This is a genomic window from Shimia sp. (assembly GCF_049116215.1).
Lineage (GTDB): Bacteria > Pseudomonadota > Alphaproteobacteria > Rhodobacterales > Rhodobacteraceae > Shimia.
Window position 1 is genome coordinate 303856 of record NZ_JAGDZB010000007.1, and the last position, 23090, is coordinate 326945.

Annotated in this window: 20 protein-coding genes and 1 pseudogene; 12 read left to right on the forward strand and 9 right to left on the reverse strand. The window is 56.9% G+C overall.

Annotated elements, in window-relative coordinates:
* The first annotated feature begins 10 nt into the window (after positions 1–10).
* The 5 genes from JXR15_RS20275 to JXR15_RS20295 all read left to right on the forward strand — a co-directional run bounded on the left by JXR15_RS20275 (position 11) and on the right by JXR15_RS20295 (position 4354).
* Entirely contained in the window at positions 11–889 is an 879-nt protein-coding gene (locus tag JXR15_RS20275) for an AAA family ATPase (protein WP_422055011.1), read from the forward strand.
* Positions 886–2073: a vWA domain-containing protein gene (locus JXR15_RS20280; RefSeq protein WP_422055012.1), complete on the forward strand. Its 1188-nt coding sequence runs from the start codon at positions 886–888 to the stop codon at positions 2071–2073. The genes JXR15_RS20275 and JXR15_RS20280 overlap by 4 nt, the downstream gene beginning before the upstream one ends.
* Positions 2070–2855 carry an XdhC family protein gene (locus JXR15_RS20285; protein WP_422055013.1) on the forward strand — a complete coding sequence of 262 codons (786 nt, stop codon included), beginning with the start codon at positions 2070–2072 and terminating at the stop codon, positions 2853–2855. The genes JXR15_RS20280 and JXR15_RS20285 overlap by 4 nt, the downstream gene beginning before the upstream one ends.
* A 103-nt stretch (positions 2856–2958) precedes the next feature.
* Positions 2959–3411, forward strand: coding sequence for an SRPBCC family protein (locus tag JXR15_RS20290; RefSeq protein WP_422055014.1), 453 nt, complete (start codon positions 2959–2961; stop codon positions 3409–3411).
* Entirely contained in the window at positions 3404–4354 is a 951-nt protein-coding gene (locus JXR15_RS20295) for an XdhC family protein (RefSeq protein WP_422055015.1), read from the forward strand. Before JXR15_RS20290 ends, JXR15_RS20295 begins: the two co-directional genes overlap by 8 nt.
* 599 nt (positions 4355–4953) lie before the next feature.
* Here the strand turns inward: JXR15_RS20295 and JXR15_RS20300 are convergent.
* From JXR15_RS20300 to JXR15_RS20335, 8 genes are all read right to left on the reverse strand, one after another.
* On the reverse strand, positions 4954–6489 hold the full coding sequence (locus tag JXR15_RS20300; RefSeq protein ID WP_422055016.1) for an aldehyde dehydrogenase (NADP(+)): 1536 nt from the start codon (positions 6487–6489) through the stop codon (positions 4954–4956).
* A 69-nt stretch (positions 6490–6558) separates the two neighbouring features.
* A complete protein-coding gene (locus JXR15_RS20305) occupies positions 6559–7305 on the reverse strand; it encodes an SDR family NAD(P)-dependent oxidoreductase (protein WP_422055017.1) in 747 nt (248 codons plus the stop codon).
* Positions 7306–7628: 323 nt separating this feature from the next.
* Positions 7629–8351 carry a FadR/GntR family transcriptional regulator gene (locus JXR15_RS20310; RefSeq protein WP_422055018.1) on the reverse strand — a complete coding sequence of 241 codons (723 nt, stop codon included), beginning with the start codon at positions 8349–8351 and terminating at the stop codon, positions 7629–7631.
* Positions 8327–9007: a ribonuclease activity regulator RraA gene (locus JXR15_RS20315; RefSeq protein WP_422055019.1), complete on the reverse strand. Its 681-nt coding sequence runs from the start codon at positions 9005–9007 to the stop codon at positions 8327–8329. Before JXR15_RS20315 ends, JXR15_RS20310 begins: the two co-directional genes overlap by 25 nt.
* Positions 9008–9129: 122 nt before the next feature.
* Positions 9130–10413, reverse strand: coding sequence for a TRAP transporter large permease (locus JXR15_RS20320; RefSeq protein WP_422055020.1), 1284 nt, complete (start codon positions 10411–10413; stop codon positions 9130–9132).
* Between the two features lie 2 nt (positions 10414–10415).
* Complete coding sequence (locus JXR15_RS20325) at positions 10416–10946, reverse strand: TRAP transporter small permease (protein WP_422055021.1); 531 nt, start codon at positions 10944–10946, stop codon at positions 10416–10418.
* Between the two features lie 87 nt (positions 10947–11033).
* Entirely contained in the window at positions 11034–12029 is a 996-nt protein-coding gene (locus JXR15_RS20330; protein WP_422055022.1) for a TRAP transporter substrate-binding protein, read from the reverse strand.
* 321 nt (positions 12030–12350) lie between these two features.
* Positions 12351–13145: an NAD-dependent epimerase/dehydratase family protein gene (locus JXR15_RS20335; protein ID WP_422055023.1), complete on the reverse strand. Its 795-nt coding sequence runs from the start codon at positions 13143–13145 to the stop codon at positions 12351–12353.
* A 167-nt stretch (positions 13146–13312) separates the two neighbouring features.
* On the opposite strand from JXR15_RS20335, the gene kdgD reads away from it, so the two are divergent.
* From kdgD to JXR15_RS20355, 4 genes are all read left to right on the forward strand, one after another.
* The gene (gene kdgD, locus JXR15_RS20340) at positions 13313–14218 is read left to right on the forward strand and encodes a 5-dehydro-4-deoxyglucarate dehydratase (protein WP_422055024.1); all 906 of its coding nucleotides are present in this window, start codon (positions 13313–13315) and stop codon (positions 14216–14218) included.
* Positions 14215–15342 carry a mandelate racemase/muconate lactonizing enzyme family protein gene (locus tag JXR15_RS20345; protein ID WP_422055025.1) on the forward strand — a complete coding sequence of 376 codons (1128 nt, stop codon included), beginning with the start codon at positions 14215–14217 and terminating at the stop codon, positions 15340–15342. Before kdgD ends, JXR15_RS20345 begins: the two co-directional genes overlap by 4 nt.
* A gap of 3 nt (positions 15343–15345) precedes the next feature.
* On the forward strand, positions 15346–16200 hold the full coding sequence (locus JXR15_RS20350; protein WP_422055026.1) for an amidohydrolase family protein: 855 nt from the start codon (positions 15346–15348) through the stop codon (positions 16198–16200).
* A 416-nt stretch (positions 16201–16616) separates the two neighbouring features.
* Positions 16617–17267, forward strand: coding sequence for a response regulator (locus JXR15_RS20355; RefSeq protein ID WP_422055027.1), 651 nt, complete (start codon positions 16617–16619; stop codon positions 17265–17267).
* Here JXR15_RS20355 and JXR15_RS20360 read toward each other — a convergent pair.
* Positions 17237–18916, reverse strand: a complete 1680-nt coding sequence (locus tag JXR15_RS20360) for a sensor histidine kinase (protein ID WP_422055028.1) — start codon at positions 18914–18916, stop codon at positions 17237–17239. The genes JXR15_RS20355 and JXR15_RS20360 overlap by 31 nt on opposite strands.
* A gap of 318 nt (positions 18917–19234) precedes the next feature.
* On the opposite strand from JXR15_RS20360, the gene JXR15_RS20365 reads away from it, so the two are divergent.
* From JXR15_RS20365 to JXR15_RS20375, 3 genes and pseudogenes are all read left to right on the forward strand, one after another.
* Positions 19235–21643, forward strand: a complete 2409-nt coding sequence (locus JXR15_RS20365; RefSeq protein ID WP_422055029.1) for a VCBS domain-containing protein — start codon at positions 19235–19237, stop codon at positions 21641–21643.
* A 183-nt stretch (positions 21644–21826) separates the two neighbouring features.
* Entirely contained in the window at positions 21827–22255 is a 429-nt protein-coding gene (locus JXR15_RS20370) for a transposase (RefSeq protein ID WP_422055036.1), read from the forward strand.
* 417 nt (positions 22256–22672) lie between these two features.
* Positions 22673–23090: pseudogene (locus JXR15_RS20375) on the forward strand (recombinase family protein); the annotation flags it as partial.

Sequence of the window (23090 nt, forward strand, 5' to 3'; positions counted from 1 at the left end):
TGAGGCTTTCATGACTTCTTGGACCGACCTTCAATCTGCCCTCGCGGCGGAAAACTATGTGGCATCCGATGACCTCGCGGTGTCCCTGCACCTGGCCCTGTCGCTGCAGCGTCCCTTGCTGCTCGAAGGCGCAGCAGGCGTGGGCAAAACCGAGGTCGCACGGGTGCTGGCGACGGCGCGAAACACCAAGCTGATCCGCCTGCAGTGTTACGAAGGACTCGATGCCGCCCAAGCCATCTACGAGTGGAACTACCAACGCCAGCTGCTTGCCATCCGCGCCAGCTCCGAAGCTGGCGAAACCGGCAAACAGGTCGAAGACCGCATCTTCTCGCGTGAATATCTGTTGGAACGGCCTTTGTTGGCAGCAATCACTCAAGACCAAGCGCCGGTGCTGTTGATTGACGAGATTGATCGCGCGGATGAAGAATTTGAGGCGTTCCTGTTGGAAATCCTCGCCGACTACCAAATCACTGTGCCGGAGCTCGGGACCATCACGGCGACTTCAATTCCTACGGTGATCCTAACCTCCAACGGCACACGCGACCTCTCGGACGCGCTGCGCCGTCGCTGTTTGTTCGCCTATGTCGACTACCCCGACCGAGAAACTGAACTGGCAATTCTGCAAGCCCGCTGCGCCGGCATTGAAACGCGCCTCGCCGAACAGATCATTGGTTTTGTGCAGACCCTGCGCAAAGAAGACTTGGAGAAAGTGCCGGGTATCGCCGAAACGTTGGACTTTGCCGCTGCGCTTTTGGGGCTGGGTATTGCCGACCTGACCGCCGATCCCTCCGCGCTGCAAGCTACACTCACAACCTTGCTAAAAACCCAAAGCGATCGCGCGCATATTACCACCGAGGTGGCGCAACGGATCGCGGGGAAGGCCGCATGAGCCGCGTCACCCGCTTTGCAGGACGTGATCCCGGCGCCACCGCGCGCATGGCGGGGTTCATAGCGCATCTGCGCGAAAACGGCCTACGCCTCGGGGTGCAGGAAACTGAAGCGGCTCTCACCGCGCTCACATTTGTGGACGCGGCCCAGCCCGCTGAAACTCGCCGCGCGCTGAAAGCGATTTGCACAGGCTGCAAAGACGACGCGGCGCAGTTTGACGCGTTGTTTGATGCCTTCTGGATGGACGCAGGCCGCGTGCGCAGCAAGGTCATGCCGAAAAAAACACCCCCAGCCAAAGGTGACGACAGCGTGCATTCCTCCCGCGATGCCACAGGCGATGACGCAGGTGGCGCAGGCGACTCCACCGCGCCCGAAGCAGGACAAGGTGAGGCTGAGAGCGACGGCGAAGGCAAACTCATCGCCACCGAAATGCGCAACCTGTCGCGCCGCGATTTGCGTGACCTCATAAGGCCCGAGGAGATTGCCGAAGCCGAGGCCATTGCCCGGCGGCTCGGCCTTGCGCTACGCGACCGTCGTTCCCGTCGCCGCGTGGCGGCCAACAAAGGCGACCGCCTTCATTTTCGCAAAACCATCCGGCGCAGCTTGGCCACAGGTGGGGAACCCATCCACCTAATCCAACGCAAACGGCCGGATCGCAGCCGCAAGATCATCGCGCTTTGTGACGTGTCGGGGTCCATGACCGTCTATGCACAGGTTTATCTGGCCTTTTTGGCTGGCCTTATGCGGGGAGACTTCACAGCTGACGCATATTTGTTCCACACCCGCCTTGTGCGCATCACCGAGGCCTTGCGCGACAAGGATGCCATGCGCGCCATTGGCCGTATGTCTCTAATGGCGGATGGCTTTGGCGGAGGCTCAAAAATTGGCGAAAGCCTCGACACTTTCGCCCACACTTACGCCCGTAAGTTTGTAGATGGCCGCTCGGTTGTAATGATTTTCTCGGATGGCTACGACACTTCGCCGCCCGCGCACATCGACGCCGCTCTTGCCACGTTGCGCAAACGCGGGTGTCGCATCATCTGGCTCAACCCGCTCAGAGGATGGCGCGATTATGCACCGGTTGCGGCAGGAATGGCAGCTGCCTTGCCACATCTGGATCGGTTTGCCTCGGCCAATACGCTGGCTGACCTCGCCGAGTTGGAAAAGGAGTTGGTATCGCTATGACCCCCGCAGAGGTGTTTTCAACAGATCTTGCCGAGACAGCCCAAAGCCTTCGTGCCGAAGAGCAACCATTTGCCTTCGCAACAATCGTGCGCACCGCAGGCACCACTGCGGCCAAGCCCGGCGCGAAGGCGATCATAGGTGCAGATGGCACAATCCTGCACGGGTTTCTGGGTGGCGGTTGTACACGGGGCGCCGTCAAGCGGGCCACATTGGAAGCGCTGGAAACAGGCGCGCCAAGACTGGTGTCCGTCGCTCCCGAAGATTTTTTGAACGATATCGGCGTCAGCGCCGGAGCCATGGTGGAGGGCATACAATATGCGCGCAATGGTTGCCCCTCGCGTGGCACAATCGACATCTTTATTGAACCCTGTCTTCCGATGCCGGAACTGACAGTGCTCGGGACCTCGCCAGTTGCAGAGGCTTTGGCGCAAATCGCTCCGCAGTTTCACTGGTCGATATCTCGTGCCGTCGACGAGGGGAGTATTCCTGGAAAGCTGAAGGCGGTCGTCGTGGCGACACAAGGACAGGGCGATCTGGACGCCTTGCGCGACGCACTTGCTTCTGAAACGAACTACGTCGCCTTTGTTGGCAGCAAAAAGAAATTCTCAGCTCTGTCTAAGAAGCTCTCCGCAGCTGGTGTGTCCGAGGCCTCACTTGCGACCGTCTCAGCCCCGGCAGGTTTGGACATCGGTGCCGTCACACCCGAAGAGATCGCACTCTCCATTTTGGCGGACCTGATCAGCGTACGTCGGACGTCCGTAGAGCGAGGTCAAAATGCGTAATCTCTTCAGCCGCCTATCCCGCTTTTTCAAGCCTTCGCCAGAACAGGCCGAGGTCCTTGCCAAGATCAAATATCCCTGTTGTTGAACAAAGAAAGGAACTGCCATGGAATTGGCTGACGAAATCACCATCGAAGCCCCGCGCGACGTGGTCTATGCAGCACTGAACGACCCTGAGATCCTCAAACGTTGCATCCCTGGTTGCGAAGAACTGATCAAAAAGTCCGACACCGAACTTGAGGCCAAAGTGGTTCTCAAGGTTGGCCCCGTGAAAGCGAAATTCAGCGGCGAAGTGGTGCTAAACACCGATGGCGCACCAGAAGCGTTTTCGCTGGAAGGCCAAGGCAATGGCGGCGCTGCCGGACATGCAAGGGGCGGCGCCGATGTCACCCTGACCGAGGATGGGTCTCAGACCATTTTACGCTACGAGGCAAAGGCAGTGATCGGCGGCAAACTGGCACAACTCGGGAGCCGTTTGATTCAGAGTACGTCCAAAAAACTCGCGACTAAATTCTTCAAATCGTTTGCGGACATTATGGCGGAAGAACCCGTTGTCTGAACCTCACGTTTATACGGAGCACGCGGTTGATGTCTTGGGCCACGCCGTTGACTTGCTAAATGCAGGTCAACGGTTCGTCCTGATCACCTCGGTTGGTATCCAAGGTGGCGCCGCGCGTGAGGTTGGGTCGCTGGCCGTTGTCTGCGAAAGCGGGATTATGGTCGGCTATATGTCAAACGGCTGTATCGATCGGGACATCCGACTGCAGGCGCGCTCTTTGCTTGAAACTGATGAAGCCGCCAAAACGCTCCGATACGGCGAAGGCTCGCCTTTCTTTGATCTCAAACTGCCATGTGGCGGGTCTTTGGAGTTGTTGCTGAACGCACGACCAGATCCCGAGGCCATTCGCACGGCTCACAAAAAGCTTACGGGCCGGAACGCGACGTTAATCGACCATAGGGTGCCCGACGCAACCGGGATCGCGCGCTTTCTTTACTCGCCGAAACCAAGGCTTGCGATCGCAGGAAGAGGTGCGGTGTTCCGTGCCACCGTTCAAATTGCCGAGGCCGCAGGTTTTGAAACCCTCACGTTCTCGCCGGACGACGCTGACCTTGAGGCCATCAAACATATCTCCGCTTTGAACCCGGTGTTCATGTCAAGTCCACTGGCCCACCAAAACTTGCCTTTGGACAGCTACTCCGGATTTTTGACATTGTTTCACGACCATGATTGGGAGCCAGAATTGCTGAAGGCGGCGCTACTAACCGATGTTCGTTTTATCGGTTGCCTTGGGAGCCACCAAACCCATCAACAGCGCCTTAACAACCTTCTGGCAGATGGGGTCGATGCTCAGTCACTCGACCGCCTAAAGGGCCCAATCGGTCTGGTGCCATCCCTTCGCAACGCACCGTCAATTGCGGTCTCCGCAGTGGCACAAGTCATTAATGAGTTTCCTTCAAGCATTCGCAGCTTAAGGAGTGAGCGACAGGAAAAGGCAGCCTAGTCCTGTACTTTTCCAACTTGGAATGAAGTGGAAAATACTAAATTTCTGGAGGAATTTTGAGGGTAAAGATGCGCTCGAGCCTATTATCGCAGAAAGGGTTTGAAATTAGCAAAAACCGCGAACGGCGGCAATGTTGGCAAAGAGGGCACTCGGCTTATCCACAATTATGCCGCCTCGACCAAAGTCGGTGTGACGGGATACGCCGTTATTTTTGCAAGCGGTAGCGGATGCCGGCTCTGTGTCGCTCGCGTGACTTAGCAAAGTTCGTTTTCTGCGCACTACTGCCCTTAGGGATTGGGGCAGCAATGAAGTCGGTTACCTCACCTTTGAAGGGCCGCTTCCTCAATCTGAGGCAGCACCTTTGCGGGTGCAGCTAACGGCTCCTAACCGCCCAGAACAGCAGTGGTCAATGAAGGCGGAAAGCAACCCTTCGCTGCACGCCCAATCAATGTCCGCCAAGACTTGCGCTCCACCAAACTCTGTCATTGCCTAAAAGCTGAACCCGTAAGGGTCAAAAAAATGTCTACCCACCGTCCAACAACAGAATAACACTCTCAAAAGAAACGCATCATCTGATTCCGCTTTTGCAGCAGCGATTATCAGCGCACAACCGCTCTCTCAACTTGCTGAAGCTTTAAGTTACCCGCAAACTCCGCCAAGTCCTGATAACACACCAATCGCAGCCAGCGTTCGATGGCCATCGTACCCACCGAGGTTGCGCCAAAGTTGGTTGTGGCAGGATAGGGACCGCCATGCACCATCGCGTCACAGACTTCCACTCCGGTTGGGAACCCATTGGCCAAAAGGCGGCCTGCTTTTCGTTCCAAAATGGGCAGCAGAGATTGGACGGCAGCTAGGTCCCCCTGATCGCACTGCACCGTGCAGGTCAACTGACCTTTCAGTGATTTCGCCACCTCGTGCATCTGTTCCAGACTGGAAAGTTTCACCACAAGACCAAAGGGACCAAACACCTCTTCGGACAGGTCGTCGTTGCGGAACCAGTCTTCCACCGAGGTAACAAATACGGTTGGCGTAGCGGCCCGATCTGACGCAACCTGCCCCTTCACAAGACAGGTCACGCCATCCATGCGAGCTATATGGCCACGGCCTTTTTCAAAAGTTTCGGCAATGCCAGGCGTCAACATGGTTTGCGCGGCCTGGCCCTCAAGCGCGCCTTTCGCCGCCGCAAGGAAGGCGTCCGCGCCGTCACTCTCAAGCAGGAAAACAACACCGGGATTGGTGCAGAACTGCCCCGCACCCATGGTCAGGGAGGCGGCCCAGCCCGCGCCAATCTCTGCGCCGCGCGCAGAAAGCGCTTCTGGCATCAGGAACATTGGGTTCACGGAGCCAAGCTCGCCAAAGAATGGAATGGGTTCTGGTCGCTGTGCGCACAGGTCATAAAGCGCGCGGCCACCCCGCAGGGAGCCGGTAAAGCCCACTGCTGCGATCAACGGGTGCCGTACCAACGCTTGGCCCACCTCAAAACCGCCCCCTTGGATCAAAGAAAAGACCCCGGGGTGCAGGTCGCACTTTTGGATGGCGGCATGCACAGCTTGCGCGATGATTTCGCCGGTGGCCGGGTGCGCCGCATGTCCGCGCAGCACAACCGGACAGCCCGCCGCCAAGGCCGAGGCGGTGTCGCCGCCCGCGGTGGAGAAGGCCAGCGGGAAGTTTGAGGCGCCAAAAATGGCCACCGGGCCAATGGGGCGCTTGGTCATGCGCAGGTCAGACCGGGGCAGTGGCTGCCGATCCGGCAGGGCAGGATCGTGCTTCTCGCCCAGATAAGCTGCGTCCAAAATGTGGGAGGCAAACAGGCGCAATTGGCCGGTGGTGCGCCCACGTTCCCCTTGCAGGCGGGCTTCGGGCAGGCCGGTTTCCTCACAGCCAAACTGTGTGACCAGGTCGGCGCGGGCCTCAATTTCATCGGCAATGGTGTTGAGGAACGCGGCACGTGTTTCCGCCGATGTGGTGCTGTAGCTCCAAAAGGCGTCTTCGGCAGCTTGCGCCGCCTGGTCCACAAGCGCCGTGGTACCCGCTGCAAAGGTGCGGCTTTCGCCAAAGACCGGATCAGAGGCAAAGGAGGCGTCTGCCCCCAGCCACGCGCCCGCGATCAAATGTTTGCCGTGCAATGCCATGGCTTGCCCTCTTTTTTTTTGGGGGGGAAATGCCGCCGAGACCAAATGGCCTCAGCAGCAGTGGTGTGCTTAAGAGAACAGCATGCCGCCATTGATATCGACGTTGGTGCCGGTGACAAACGACGCATCGTCAGACGCCAAGAACACCGCCAATTTGGCCACTTCTTCCGAGGTGCCTTCGCGCTTCAGCGGCGTGATGTTGGCCACATGGGTGCGCACTTCTGGCTTGGTGAAGATGTTGTGGAAGTCTGTGTCGATCATGCCGGGGCACAAGGAATTCACCCGGATTTTGGGACCAAGCTCTTTGGCAAGGCCACGGGTCAGGGTCATCAGTGCGCCTTTGGACGCGCCGTAGGCTGAGGCACCGGGGCCGCCGCCGTCACGCCCAGCTTGCGAGGCCAGCCCCACGATGGAGGAGCCTTCTGGCATGTGGGGAATGCATTCGCGCACGGCAAGCACAAAGGAGGTGAGGTTCACATCCATCACCGCATTCCAGTGTTCCAGCGTCATTTCCGCCATCGGCACACGGGCCAGAATGCCTCCGGACACATGGATCAGGCTGTCTACCTGCCCGTAGGTTTCAACGGTTTTGGCCACGAGCGCTTTGACGTCCGTCTCTTTGGTCATGTCGCCTTGCAGGGCAAAGGCTTTGCCGCCAGCGGCGGTAATCTCCGCGACCGCGCTATCTGCACCTTCCGAACTGGCGAAATAGTTGATCGCCACGTTGGCGCCGCGCGCAGCGAGCTCCATGACACAGGCCCGACCAATGTCACGTCCGCCGCCGGTCACGATGGCTGTTTTGCCGTTCAAGTCCATTTTCATCTCCATCTAGGCTGGCGGCAGGTTCGTCCGCGATTTGGGCCGCTTTGATCACGCGCCGCCGCCAGGCCCCGCTCACAACAATTCAATGCATAGTGAATCCGCCCAAAACCGGATTTACCTCAGATCTAGCCTACGGCAAACAAATCGACAATACAAATTTTTACAAATTCGAAAATTCATCAAACTCCTGTTTTCCAGAGAGTTCCTGAAGCGAAAAAAAAGGGTGCCTCAAACAAGAGGCGCCCTTCTAACAAATCCTAACAACAAGACCGCTCCACGAAAATCGAGACAGGCCACAGCCTGCTTGCGGCGGCTGCTTACCCCTCAAAAACCCGTTTACGTGCATTCTCCACATGGGCCCGCATGGCGATCCGCGCAGCATCCGCATCCTGCTTCTCAATCGCGTCAAAGATCTCGTAATGCTCGCGTTGCACCATCTCCATCCGCTCCTGCGGTTTGGTCAGCGAGAGGTTGCGGGTCAGGTTCAACCCTGTGAGAATATTGCTCTTCATCGACGACCGCGCCGCAGAGAAATACTGATTGCCGGAAGCGGCACAGATCGCTTCGTGGAAGTCTTCATCGGTGTCGACCCCCAACTCCCCTTCCCGGATACAGCGGTCCAGCTCCGTCAATAGCGCACGCATTTTAGTGAGATCCACGTCTGTGCGCCGCTGCGCCGCCAGATAGGCCGCCTCCCCTTCAATTGCGGCGCGAAACTCAAACGTCCGCTGAATATCGGCAATCGACCCAACCGGCGCAAAATCTAGCACCGCACCTTCGGGGCGGCGCTGAACAAAGGACCCGGAGCCCTGACGGGACACGATCACCCCGTCCTCACGCAGCTGCTTCAATGCTTGCCGCAGCACCGGACGGGACACCTCTAACTGCTCACTCAAGGCGTGCTCGGTTGGAAGTTTCGCGCCCACCGGTTTCTCGCCTTTGGAGATCATGGCCAAGATCTTTTCATAGACCTGATCCGACAGGGTTCGATCCCGCCCCGACTTGGTTGCGATCTTTACCGGTTGTTTTGCTGTCGCCATTGCGCAAACTTATCCATCGTTCCGGGGTCCGTTGGCGGGTAAAGGCCAAATGTCGACGCCCCTTGCTGCACCATCTCCAGAACGAAGTCCTCAAAGACAGTCATTTCCTTGGCCTCTGCGGCCACTTCATCAACTAGGTGCTCGGGAATGCAGACCACCCCCTCATTGTCGCCCACCAGTATATCGCCGGGAAACACAGAAACACCACCACATGCAATCGGATCATTGATCGCAACCGCGTGGTGTTTGGTCAAGTTAGTTGGTGCGCTGGGGCGGGTGTGATAGGCGGGCATGTCCAATTCGGCAATTTCCGGCGTGTCGCGAAAGCCGCCATCGGTCACAATGCCCTGACAGCCCAATGCCTGCAGGCGGGTTACCAAGATGCAGCCGGCCGAGGCGGCGGTGGCATCCATCCGGGAGTCGATCACAAAGATCGCGCCTTCGGGGCACTCTTCGACGCCTTTGCGCTGAGGATTTTCGCGGTCTGCAAAGGACTCCAGTCCATCCAGATCCTCCCGTGCGGGGATGTACCGCAGGGTGTACGCCGGTCCGACCATGTTTTTGCCGGGGTTTATGCGGTGCGGTCCTTGGATAAAGATGTTGCGGAAACCACGGCGGAACAGGGCGGTTGTCAGCGTTGCGGTGCTGACGGTCATCAGAATTTCCCGAGTTTCTTGTTTTAAGTTGGTCATGGGAGACGCCTTTGATTTTTGGGGTCGGGGAGTGAATGCTTGTTAGAGGGCGTGGCCGGATCAGTGCCCGGCCACGCGTGCCAAGATCATTTGATCAGCAGGTTAGGCAGGTAGAGCGACACCGCTGGAACATAGGTGACCAGGATCAGCGCCGACAAAATCGCCAAATAGAAAGGCCAGATCGTTTTTAGAGTTTCTTCGATCCGGATCTTGCCCACAGCGCAGCCAACAAAGAGGCAGGTGCCCACTGGCGGCGTACACAGGCCGAGACCAAGGTTGACCAGCAGCATGATGCCAAACTGGGTGGGATCCATACCGAGGTTTTTCACCACGGGCAGGAAGATCGGCGTACAGATCAAAATGAGTGCAGCCATATCCATGATCATGCCCAGAACCAGTAGCATCACGTTGATCATCAGCAGTACAAAGATTTTCTCCTGCGAAATGCCCAGCATAAATTCGCTCAGTTTGGTCGGCACCTGATAAAGCGCCAGCAGATAGGCAAAGGAGCTGGCAAAGCCGATCAGAACCATCACCATGGAGGTGGTGCGCACCGAAGAGATCACCGCGGTTTTGAAGCCATGCCAATCCAGCGTCCGGTAGACAAAGAAGGTCAGCAACAGCGCATAGATGGCTCCGAACGCGCCGGATTCAGTGACGGTGAACACGCCAGACAGAACGCCACCTACGATGATCACGGCTGTGATCAGGCCTGGGATCGCGCCCAGCGCAGCCACACCCACAGCACGCCAGCCGGGGAAGGCTTCGGCCGGATATTCGTGTTTGATGGCAATGACATAGGCCGCCACGGCAAGACAGACACACATCAGGATGCCGGGGATCACACCTGCTAAGAACAGCTTGGAGATAGAGATGCCGCCGCCCGCCGCCACAGCAAAGATGATCATGTTGTGGCTTGGCGGGATCACGATGCCCGCAATCGAGGACGTCACGGTCACGTTCACCGCATAATCCGGCTTGTACCCGCGCTCTTTCATCACCGGCACGAGGATCGAGCCCAACGCGGAGATGTCCGCCACGGCAGAGCCGGAAATGCCACCAAACAGCATGCTGGAGAAGATGTTCACCGAGGCGAGACCACCGCGCACATGGCCCACCAATGCAGAAGCAAATGTCACCAGCCGTTTGGCGATGCCGCCGTGCATCATCAGCTCACCGGCAAAGACAAAGAAAGGAATTGCCAACAGCGAGAACACAGAGATGCCTGACACGGACCGCTGGAAGGTCAGCAGCAACGGAAAGCCTTCGTAGGCAAAGGTGACAAGCGCAGCGATGCCCATGGCAAAGGCCACCGGCAGGCCCAGAATGACGGTGCCAAAGAAGACACCCAATAGAATAGCCAAACCCATGGTTAGTAGACCTCTTTTCCGCTGTAGGATTGCCCATTCAGCAAGTAGATAAAGCGCAGTACGGCGCGGGTACCGGCGAAGACAAAGACAAGCCCACCGCACAGCAGTGCAGACAATGTCCGAAAACTTTCAGGGATATCGAGCATCGGCAGCAACGTGGCCCAGCCAAAGCTGAAGAGCTCCATACAGGCTATCATCATGACCAGACCAAAGGTGGCCAGGATGACGTCGTTGAGCAGTTTCAGCAGGTTGCTGACGGTGTCGCCAAGCATGTCTCGAAACAGGGTCACGCCCAAGTGGCTTTGCTCATGCACGCCCGCGGCAGCGCCAAGATAGGCGATGTAGCAGATTAGCAGCAGCGCCAGTTGTTCGACCCATGTCGGGGTGGAGTTCAGAACGTAGCGCCCGAAAACCAGCCAGCCAAAAGTCGCAATCAGCACAACCAGAGCAATGGAAGCGAAGAAGATACAAAGGCCGCTCAGTCGATCGAGAAACCACTCGACCTTGGAAAGGGAACCTGATTGCTGTTCCAATCGCCCGCTCCTTTATTGTTGGTTCTTTTTAGGAAGGACGTGCCCCGCACAAAGCGGGGCACAGCCAGGGTTTAGGATGAGCTTGGATTATTGGGAGCTACGGAACAGATCCACGAGCTCTTGCATCTGTGGATTGGCCGCCAAGTAGTCATCATAAACCGGCTTCATCGCCGCTTGGAATGCGCCTTTGTCCGCCACCTGGTTCACTTCAACACCACCGGCTTTCACCTTATCCATTGACGCTGCTTCGCGCTCTTTCCACAGTTTACGCTGCAGCTCCGTGGAGTTGCGGCCGGCTTCGCGCACAATCTCTTGCTGCTCTGGTGTCAGCGCATCAAAGGTCTTTTTGCTGATCGCCAGAACCTCCGGGATGATCAGGTGCTGCGACAGAGAGTAGTATTTCGCAACTTCGAAGTGGTTGGTGGATTCATAAGACGGTGGGTTGTTTTCCGCGCCGTCCACAACCTCGGTCTTGATGGACTGATACACTTCAGAGAAGGCCATTGGCGTGGCGTTGCCGCCCATAGCTTCGACCATGCCTACAAACAGATCGTTGCTCATCACGCGCACTTTCAGGCCCGCTACGTCGTCTGGTGTGTTGATTGGACGGATGGAGTTGTAGAAAGAGCGGGCGCCGGCGTCGTAGTAGCCCAGCGGCACGATGCCTTTGTCTTCCAGTGCGGAGGCCAGCGCTTCGCCACCTGCGCCGTCCATCAGTTCATACATCTCAGGCACGCCCTTGAAGATGAATGGCAAGGACACAACATCGGTTTCAGGCACAGCGCGACCCATTTGGCCGAGGCTGAACACTGCGAAGTCCAGCACGCCGAGGCGCAGTTGTTCGATGGCGTCAGGCTGGTTGCCCAGAACACCGGCGTGAAAAGTTTTACCTTTAAGCGCACCACCGGTCTTTTCTTCCACTTCTGCCATAAAGGCTTCCATGCCGTGGGACACCGGGTAGTCCTCAACGTGGATGTTCCACCCACGCCAGTCTTTGGCGGACGCCTGCATTGGCGCGGTTGTGATGGCTGCGGCTGCGGCAACGGCAAAGGCCCCGCGAGCGATAAGGTTGCTGAACGTCATTGTCATCTCCTCCTTAGACAATTTGTTGTCGACAATCTCACAGCAATTACAAATTTTTACAACTATTTTCTTTTGAAATAGAAATTAGAACAAATAGGCCCCCAAGCCCTCGACACCTAAGACATTAATTTTTTGGGAAAATTTCCTATTTGCTTGAGCGACAATCACCAACCAACCACGCGCAAAACTTGTCAAATCCACAAAATCAATTTGGCAAACCCACCGCGCGCTGCTCGGTGCATGCCACTCCACCACCTCCGTGAAGCCGCGAGATTCGCGCTTCGCGGCCCGACAACACTCCGCACTCTCAAGCGGAACGCCTTAATCTTCGAAATGCCCTGCCGCAGCAAAGCCTCCGCCCTGAAATTTGATCGCCGGATCGTTGGGATCTGTGGTCTCATTCACAATGTGCGGCTCTTGCGAAAATGCCGCTGAGCTATCCAGCGGCCGCCACCCAAGGAAGGCGGTTTGTCGGTTGTCCCACCACTGCGGTTCATTGTCCGATGCGCCGTAAACCACAGCAAACCCAACCCTGTCCGCCGCAACAACGGATTTCACTAGACTGGTGAAGTCGCGAGAGCTCAACCAGGTAGACATCATCCTGCGATTCATAGGCATTTCAAAACAGGACCCAATCCGTACACAGACCGTCTCGATGCCAAATTTGTCAAAGTAATACCGTGCCAGGATCTCTCCGAACCCCTTGGACACCCCATATATGCTGTCGGGACGCAGCTCAGCTGAGGCATCCAACAGGGTCTCTCGGGTGTGAAAACCAATGGCGTGATTGGAACTGGCGAACAGCACCCGCCGCGCCCGGGTTTTGCGGGCCGCCTCATAGACGTTGTACGTGCCGCGAATGTTGGAATTGAGGATAATCTCAAAGGTACTTTCCACCGACATCCCTCCCAAATGCAGGATGGTGTCACAGCCGTCTACCGCGGCCTGAACCGCCTCAGCATCCGCTAGGTCACAACGCACAACCTCCTCACCCGGCCCCGCCGGGTCCATGTCAGACACGTCTGACAAGCGCAACAAATCGTAGCTCCCCGCCAAAGACTGCCGCAGAACCCTGCCCAATTCCCCCCCTGCTCCGGTCAATAAAACACGTGTCATCCCGTCCCTCCCTAAATTAACTTCTGTGCACTTCGCACGGCAAAACAACTTAGGTCAACTTTCTAAACAAATATTGACAACAAGCCATCCAGTTGCGTTAGGTGGCGCGCAAACCCACCAACGCGGCCTTTGACCTGCAGCCCTGGTCCCGAATTTTGGAGCCCAACATGACACCAGACACCTTGAAATCCAAAATGGCCGAAGGCCTGCTGTCCTTTCCGGTCACCCATTTTGATACGGATCTGGAATTTGACCAAACCGCTTATCAGGATCACGTTTCCTGGCAGTCCCAATTTGACGCCGCCGCACTTTTTGCCGCTGGCGGCACCGGCGAATTGTTCTCCCTCACGCCCACGGAAATCCCCTTCGTGGTGCAAGCCGCAAAAGAGGCTGCAGGCGACACACCCATCATTGCCGGCTGTGGTTATGGCACCAAAATGGCAACAGAGCTGGCACGAGACGTCACCGCTGTTGGCGCAGACGGCATACTGCTGCTGCCGCACTACCTGATCGGCGCCAGCCAGGATGGCCTCTATGCGCACATCAAGGCCGTTTGTGACGCCACGGAGATCGGCGTGATCATCTACAACCGCGCCAACTCCGTTGCCAACGCCGACACCGTGGCCCGGCTGGCAGAAGACTGTCCCAACCTGATTGGCTTCAAGGACGGCACCGGCGACATCAATATGGTGCGCAAGATCGTCGCCAAATGCGGCAACCGGCTGACTTACATTGGCGGCATGCCCACACATGAGGTCTTTGCCGAAGCCTACGACGCGATCGGCGTCACAACCTATTCTTCCGCCGTGTTCAACTTTGTGCCGCAGCTCGCCCTCGATTTCTATGCTGCCGTCAGAACCAACGACAAAGCCACGATAAACACGCTGCTCGGGCAGTTTTACTATCCGTTTCTTGACTTGCGCGATCAGGTTCCAGGCTATGCTGTGTCTGCTATCAAAGGCGGGCTCGCCGCCGCCGGCCGGCCATTCAGCCCGGTGCGCCCGCCTTTGACCAATCTGACAGAGCACGAAATCGCGCGACTGGCGGAGATCATCAAAGGGTCCAACGGATGAAGATCACACGTGTTCAAACGCACATCCTGCACCATCAACTGGACGCCCCGTTTCAGTCGTCCTTTTCCACCTTCCGGGCGCGTCGCCATCTGTTGGTCGAGATCGAAACGGACACGGGAGTGACTGGATGGGGCGAATGCCTTGGGCCCGCAGACATCAACGCGGCGGTGGTTTCGGCTATGGCGCCCATGCTGATTGGCCGCCCTGCGCTGGACATCGAACCCATTTGGCTGTCGCTCTACAACGAGTTCCGGGACCAAGGCCAACGGGGCAACATCCACACGGCAATAAGCGGGATTGACGTCGCCCTGTGGGACATCGCCGGAAAGCACTTTGATGCTCCGATCCATCAGCTCATGGGCGGGGCCTGGCGCTTAGACATTCCCGCATACGCCACCGGCGGCTTCCGCCCCGAAGGCGGCGACCATGCCAGCGCATGCGCGAAGGAAATGGCCGCTTATGTGGCCGCGGGTTTCAAGGCTGTCAAAATCAAGATTGGCTATGGCGTCGAAAGTGATCTGGCCGCCATCGCAGCCGTGCGCGCGTCCATTGGGCCGGAGATCGAGCTGATGATCGATGCCAACCATGGCTATGACGCCGTCGACGCCATCGAGGTGGGACGCCGCGCTGCCCAGTACAACATCCATTGGTTTGAAGAACCTGTCGTGCCCGAAGCCTTGCGGGCGTATCAACAGGTCCGCGCAGCTCAGCCCATTCCTGTGGCCGCAGGGGAAACCTGGCACGGCCGCTGGGCCATAGGCGAAGCCCTGCAACAAAAAGCCGTGCAGATCCTGCAACCCGACGTGTGCGGCGTCGGCGGATTGAGTGAAGCCCGCAAAATCATCACTTTGGCGGACATCCACCACGTGCGTCTGGTGCCCCATGTCTGGGGCACGGCGGTGGCACTGGCCGCCGGGTTGCAGTTCCACGCCATCCTGCCCCCTGCTCCGCCGTCCCATGAACAGCGCTCGCCTCGGCTGGAGTTTGACCAAACCCACAATCCCTTCCGACAGGACATTGTCACAAAGCCCATCGAGCACATCAACGGCAGCGTGCCGGTGCCACAGGGGCCGGGCCTTGGAATCACCATCAACCGCGACGCCCTGCGCACCTATGCGGGATAAAGCATGACCTTTCGCACCTTGACCGGCCGCCCGCCAAAGCTACCATTGCCGCCGTTGGCCACCGATTGCCACATCCATCTGTTTGACAGCGCCAAGTACAGTGGCCAGCCCGGCGGGCCACCGGTTCCGGCCGACGCGCTGATCGCACACTATGAGAGCGTGCAGCACTGGCTTGGTCTTGAGCGCGTGGTTCTGGTGCAGGGCAATGCCTACCAAACAGATAACCGCTGTATTCTGGACGGGTTGGATCATTTTGGCGACTCCGCGCGGGGCATTGTCGCCATTAACCCGGACGTGACGGATCAAGACCTTGACGCCATGACCGCACGCGGCGTGCGCGGCGCCCGGATTATGGACATCCTGCAAGGCGCAGTCGGTTTGGACGCATTGCTTGATGTGAACGCGCGGGTGGCGCCGTTTGGCTGGTCGCTGATTGTGCAATTTGATGGCTGCGAGATGCTCCAGCACTACGACCGTCTTACGAGGATAGAAGGCCCCTATGTGATTGACCACGCGGGCAAGTTCCTAACTCCGCCCAGCCTCGAGAGCGCCGAGTTCCAGGCCTTACTGCGCCTGATTGATCGCGGCAACTGCTACGTGAAAATAGCTGCATGCTATGAAACCTCGCGCACTGGCTATCCAAGCTACGATGACGTCGCCGCGCTCTCCAAAGCACTCATTCGACACGCCCCTGACCGCATCATTTGGGGCAGCAACTGGCCTCACAATATGGCGACCTCCGCAGGAACCTATCCAGACGACGTGCATTTGCTGGATTTGGCCATGGACTGGGCTGGGTCAAATGAGACCCTTCAGCAGATATTTGTGGACACCCCCGCAAAGCTTTACGGGTTCTAAGGTCGTGAAACCTGAAAAACGTGCCAGCAAACTTAGGGAGCGCGAACTCTTTATTCCCCTCGCTCAAATCAAAGGACCAATTGTTTCCATTAGTTTGGATCAAGCATTTTCAGACACACGATTGCGTACTATCCCGCTGGCGAGATGGTAGGTGCCTCGGAATAGAAACGGACATTTGCCGCAGGCAAGAGCTATGTCCGACATGGGCCGGCAACAGAAGTCGTTCGAAAGGCGGGCAGCGGTCAATTACGGCAAGACAGAACCGCGACCCACATTCACCCGCGTCCTCGAGTGCGAAGGGACGCGCAGGCGTTGATCAATAGCGCCACTCACTCTAACACTTTCAAGTAAACCACAGAGCAAACCGCCGCTTATGCGTGTGCTACAAACCTGGCGGTTGAAAAGGGAAGCCAAAATTGGGGAATACTTCAATCCGTCTGGCCGTTATTGATGATCATGTGCTGTTCTTGCAGGGCCTCTCTTATGTGTTTGAGAATTGTTATCTGGATCTCGAAGTGCAGAGTTTCACAACGGCGACCAGCTTTTTGAATGCGACCGATGATGGCCAAAAATGGGATGTGGTCGTCACGGATCTGGCAATGAAACAGATCAATGGGATTGCACTGATCGGCGCCCTGCGGGCCCGTGACATGGGGGTGCAGGTGATTGTGCTCTCCGCCTCCGAGGATGCGATAACCCAAAACAACGCAGAGATGGTAGGCGCGTTTTGTTTTGTTCACAAATCCAGTGATGAACAAATTCTACTTGCAGCCATCAAATCGGCGTATGAAGCTGGCCCGCTCCCTATGCGGTCCGTCCAAAACGGGACGCGCCGTATGATCTTCCACCCAGACGGCACCGACACTATTGTGCAGCCCAAACTAGGTCCGCAACAGCAGCGTATCCTGGGGATGATGGCTGAAGGGGCCACCAACAAGTACATCGCCCGCGCGCTCTCCATCAGTGAAAACACTGTCAAAACCCACGCCAAGGCGATTTTCCGGGAGCTGTCGGTCAGCAGCCGTGCTGCGGCTGTTCAAAGAGCACGAGAATTAGCGCTGTTCTGAATGCAGCACTCTAATGTCTGCCGAAGCTCGGTTTCCAAATCAGGCAAGGCGATTGTCGTGTGGTTTGAAGGTTGGGCTTCCTCTTGCGAAGAGCGTCTGAGTTGCACGATAGGCGCATGTGCGCCAATGGTATGCACGTCGTCTGCCGAGAATGTTTGACCCACCGCGGGATCCAGAACAATCAAATCCGGGACTTGTCCCAAAACAGAGATCATCCCCAATGCGCCTTCACAGGTTTCGGTATGGGCAAACATCCAGGCCCACGAAGAAATCAGGTCTGCCCAAGCGCCCATGTTGGGCAGAGTCTCTTGCCCGACAATCAACACAAAGGCCTGTTCTTGCACTTCAACGGTTTTAAAGTGTGGTAGGCGCAGCAACGCTTTCGTTCCATAGTCTTTGCTTGAGGAGATCTCAACCGATCCGCCAATCTCTTGGGCCAACCTCCGGGCAATGCCTAGACCAAGCCCTCCGCCAAACGACGTTGCCTCAAGGTCCTCACCACGCTCTACGGCACGCAGCTGCGCTTCTGACATGCCTGGGCCACAATCCGTAACTTGCCAAACGCTTTCATGATCTTGCGCGGTAATTGACAGATCAACGCGCCCTCCAGACGCACCATATTTCACTGCGTTGCTGAGAAAATTGCGCAAAATACGCTCAAGTCGGGCGCGATCACTTTCAACGACACCCAAGTCCATGTTGACGGTAAACGCGCACCCCAAAGCCGCAAATTGCGAGCGGTACTCATCGTTCAGCTGTGCCACCAGCGCCGGCACGTCGATCTCAGACTGCACCCGCTCTTGCGCTGAACGGTCGACATGTGAGAGTTCCTCAACAAGCGTTTCTTGGCTGATCAACGCAAGACGAATTTGCCTTACCAGAACGGCTTGCTCCGGCGTAGTCGCCTTCCGGTCCATCTCAGCCAGAAAATTTCGGAGCGCCAGCAATGGCTGCGCCATGTCGTGGCGAATGGCTTGCAGGGAGCGCTTGCTCGCGCGCTGGCGTTTCGCAGCCTCGGCAAACTCATTGAGAGCCTCTTCCGCCTTCCGGCTTGTCAGCTTTGCGGCCAAAGCATCGCGCGATTTCTCGCTGGCGGTCTTGTTGGTGGTGAAGCAGAAGCTCAGGAAGAACAGGAGGAAGCCGCCATAAATCCGCTGAACCCCTTCCATGGTGATCAACAGGTAAAGGCTAAACGGCAGAAGCGCGCAGAAAGCAAGAGCGAGGTATCCTGGCCGATACACGGTGCCCGCCATCACCCCTCCGGCGGTGATCGATGTCAGAAACAGTCCCGCCAGAAATGTCTGAAGTTCAGAGGCGGGGCTAGCCAGTTGCATAGCGCCCAAGGCCCACAACAGACCGGTGCATACTGAAATCGCAATGTGTCCTATCAGATAGCGGTTCACGTGTCGCACGTCGGTCTCGGAAAACTGCGAGAACCGCGCGTACAGAACTGTAATCGCGACCATGACTGAAGCCAGGCCAGTCCAGAGTAAAGCCTCTCGATAGAGATGCACAGAAGCCAAGCTGATCGCGATCAATCCAATTAGGATCAGCACCGAACGGGCAGACCCCATCGCACGCGCGCGCAGCATCTGCGCCTCTTCTGCCCGTATCTCGAGCGCTGTTGGCGGTGAAAACGCCTGGCTCATGTAACCAGCACCGTCAAAGCAGTCTCCTCCTCGCAGCACGCGCTGAAATAGAGAATAACCCAGCTCTTCACGGTCCGATTGCAAAATGTCATGTGTATTCTCTAAGTCCCCAACGGCATCTTGAACGCATTGCTGTTTCCAAAGAAACAACTTTCTGTTTTGTCGATAACAACCACCCGTTTGGGTGATTGCCGCCGCGGCACTCAAATTCCTAAAATTTAATCTGTTTTTGCGATTTCCGCCTTGGGTCCGGGCACACACATTTTTTTTGAGGGTTGGGGCGCGCAAGCGATCCCGTGACAAATTTGGAGGGGTATCATGGGATATCGTGGTCGTGGTTATCTGAGGAACAAAGACATGGAGGTGGATGCCTCGGGTGCGTTCCACGGGCAATTCATCTGGACCCGAAGAGGAGATGATGAGGTCTTTGGGTCTGACCATGGCGACTTTATTTTCACGGGCCGTGGGGACGATACGGTTGAAGGCGGCGGCGGCAACGACGTGATGTTTGGCGGCCGCGGCACAGATACCGCGGTCTTTTCAGGCTCTGTACTGGATTACAAAGTGCTGAGCTTTGGGTGTGGGCGCTGGAACCTTGTCCAGGGGGCCGACGGCTATGATTTCCTGCATAGCTTTGAGGTCTTGCAGTTTGACGATTTCACGCTGGACTTGAGGTCCAACAACGATCCGCTGGTCATCCTGCGAGATGACGGCTTGGAGGCGTCGCAAGGCGAGCCTCTGAGTTTTCAGGTGGATTTCTATGATCTGGACGGCTCCACCGTGGAACTGGTTTCGGCCAGCGTAACCGGCAGCGGCACTCTGTCCACGCAGAACAGCGGTGCAAGTCAGGTTGGGCACATCGGTGTTGGCGGCGGAACAAGCGTCTCCTTTGATCCGGGCAGCGCTTATGACAACCTTGGCGCCGGTGAAAGCATCACCGAAACAGTCACACTTGTCATCTCTGATGGGCAGGGCGGCACCACAACTGTGACTTATGACATCACAATCGAAGGGCAAAACGACGCCCCTTTAGCTTTGGCGGTTTCGGCGGCCGCGACCGAAGACGCCGCCATCGTTGTGGCGGCTGATTACAGCGATATCGACACCAACGACACGCACAGCTTCTCCATCGATACGACCGGCACCCTGGGCACTGTCACAAACAACAGCGACGGAACTTTCAGCTATGACCCGACCGCCGCATTTGACAGCCTTGCCGCTGGAGAAACCGCAACGGATACATTCACTTACACTGTGGATGACGGCAATGGCGGCACCGCAACCGAAACGGTGACCATTACAATTCTGGGCCAGAACGATGCCCCCGTCGCCATGGCTGTCAGCGACACCTCCGATGAAAACGGCCCCACAATCACCGTTTCCGCGGATTTTTCAGACATCGATGCTGCCGACAAACACACGTTTGGTGTTGGTACCACCGGCACGCTTGGGGCTGTGACCAACAATGGCGATGGCACCTTTAACTATGATCCCAACGGGGCCTTTGAAAGTCTCGCAGTTGGGGAAACCGCCACAGACACGTTCACTTACACGGTGGACGACGGCAATGGCGGCACCGCCATTGAGACCGTGACCATCACAATTCAAGGCCAAAATGACGCGCCGGTGGCGCTGGCGGTTGGGGCCGCCGCCAGTGAAGATGGACCGGTTGTGACAGTTTCAGCCAATGTTTCAGATGTAGATACCTCCGACACCCACACCTTTACCGTCGACACCACCGGCACACTTGGATCGGTGACCAACAACGGCGACGGCACCTTTGACTATGACACCAACGGCGCTTTTGAGAGCCTAGGGGTCGGAGAGACCGCAACCGACACGTTTACGTACACGGTGGATGACGGCAACGGCGGCACCGCAACGGAGACTGTTACAGTGACCATCACCGGCCAGAATGACGCTCCGATTGCGGAAGCGGTGGTTGGCGAAGTTGGCGAAGACCCTGCGGCTTTCAGTTCTGCAAACGTCGGAGCCTACACAATCCCAAACTACGGGCGGTTTTACGTCTATGACTTTGACACGGGCACAGCCATTTCGATCCCGCGGGACGGCGGTGCGAATAACACCTATGACCAGCTCGCAGCCCAGTATCTGAGCGACGGCAACGGCGTTGTCTTGCAAGCCAACCCCAACAATGTGGGATGGGGGTTTGCAGCTGTCGTCTATGTGGATGGGGTCGGAGACTTCGTTGATGCCTCCACCTTTGATGTCTTAGGCAGCAACGGCGATGAAGACCGCTCCAATGGAGACTGGATTGCGTTTGGCGACAGCAACGAGAACATTGACAGCATCGAATTTGCCATCGTTGGACTAGATCTGGGAAATGGTTACTCAGTGGATGCGCAGGTTTCGATTGGGCCATTGAACTATGAATTCTACACGACAGACGACCTGCGCGTGGATGGCGCACAGTTCAGTTCCACAATGAATGGCCCAAGTCCGTCGGTCACAGTTGCGGCTGGCGTCACCGATCCGGACAGCGACAATTTTGTGTTTAGCGTTGACGACAGCGGAACCCTTGGGTCCGTTGTCAATAATGGCGATGGCACGTTCACTTATTCGGCTGACGGCATGTTTGAACATCTGGACAGTGGCGAAACGGCCACCGATAGCTTCTCTTATACGGTTGATGACGGAGAAGGTGGTTTGGATACCGAATTGGTCACCATCACCATCACAGGTTCTGACGATTTCTTGTTTGCCTAGTTGGCAAAGCCGCGGTTACAGGCAGGCGCCACTTAAGCGAGGCGCCTCCAGCGGCTTGGCAAAAACCAGTTGTTTAGAGATCTCTGGCTCGCTTTGGGAATATCCGAAACTCTGTGTATGAGGCTTAGCCCATGCGAGTTTAACGGCTCATTTGTTGAACCGTTGTGGGTATAAGTTAGCGAACTGGTTGCGCGCAAGGTGCTGGCTTGGCGCATCTCGAACACGATGGAAGCTGACGTCTGCGTGGAGGCGTTGAACGAGGCCATCGCGAACTTCGGACCGCCCGAGATCATGAACACTGACCAAGGGTCACAGTTCACGCCATTCGCCTGGACTGACAGACTGCGCCGATCCGGCGTCCGCATCTCGATGGATGACAAGAGCTGTTTTGTCGACATCGCCTTCATCGAGCGACTCTGGCGATCCTTGAAATACGAATGCGTCTACCTGCACGCTTGGGAAACCGGATCGGAAGCAAAGGCTGGCGTCAAAAAGTGGGTGGAGCTCTACTACCAAAAGCGCCCCCATTCTGCCCTCGGCGGCAAACCACCCGCTGTGATCTTTGGCAGCGAAGTGGAACTACCAACACCAATCAGCAGGAGCAAAGAGTAGCTTAATCTACGCCGGAAACTGCCCAAAGATTGGGGTTAGCTCCGCCAACACATTTGATCTGGTGATCAGTGAGGCGTTTGACAGTTTGTCACGCAACCAGGCTAACATCGCCCAATTGTTCCAACGCCTGATGTTTTTGAACGTCGCTATTGAGCCCCTCTCTGAAGCGTGCATTTCGGAGATGATTATTGGCCTTAAGGTCACAATGAACGCACTCTCCCTCAAAGGCCTCGCGGCCAAAACCCATCGCGGTTTGAAGGCGCGCGCACGTGCTGGGAAGTCAGTTGGAGGCAAAGCCTATGGCTACAAGGTTGTCCACGAGTTCGACGAAGCCGGTGCCCCCGTGCGGGCCGTCGGATCATCGCACCTACTGAATCCAAGATCGTCTGGCGGATCTTTGAAGACTATGCCGCCGATATCTACCCGAAGAAGATAGCAGCAGCTTTTTATGAGGAACGTGCACCCGGCTCGACTGGGCGTTGTTGGGGAGCCTCGACGTTGCATGACAATCGGGAAAGCGGCACGGGTATTTTAAGTAATAGGCTCTATTTCGGGCGCCAGGTGTGGTACCGTCTGCAATACGTCAAGGATCCTGACACCGGCAAACGCCATGCCCGCCTTCATCTGCCTGACGACTGGGTCAATTCGGTTGGAAAGGCGAACTACGGCTGTGCCAACACGCGCAACAAGGGAACCTGCTCCAACCGCCTCACGATCAAACGCACCGATCTGGAAGACCGCGTTCTGTGCGGTCTCAAAGACCAGTTGCTGCACTCGGATTTGATTGCGGAGTTTGTCAAATCCTATCAGGAGGAGCACAACCGCCTCACAGCCC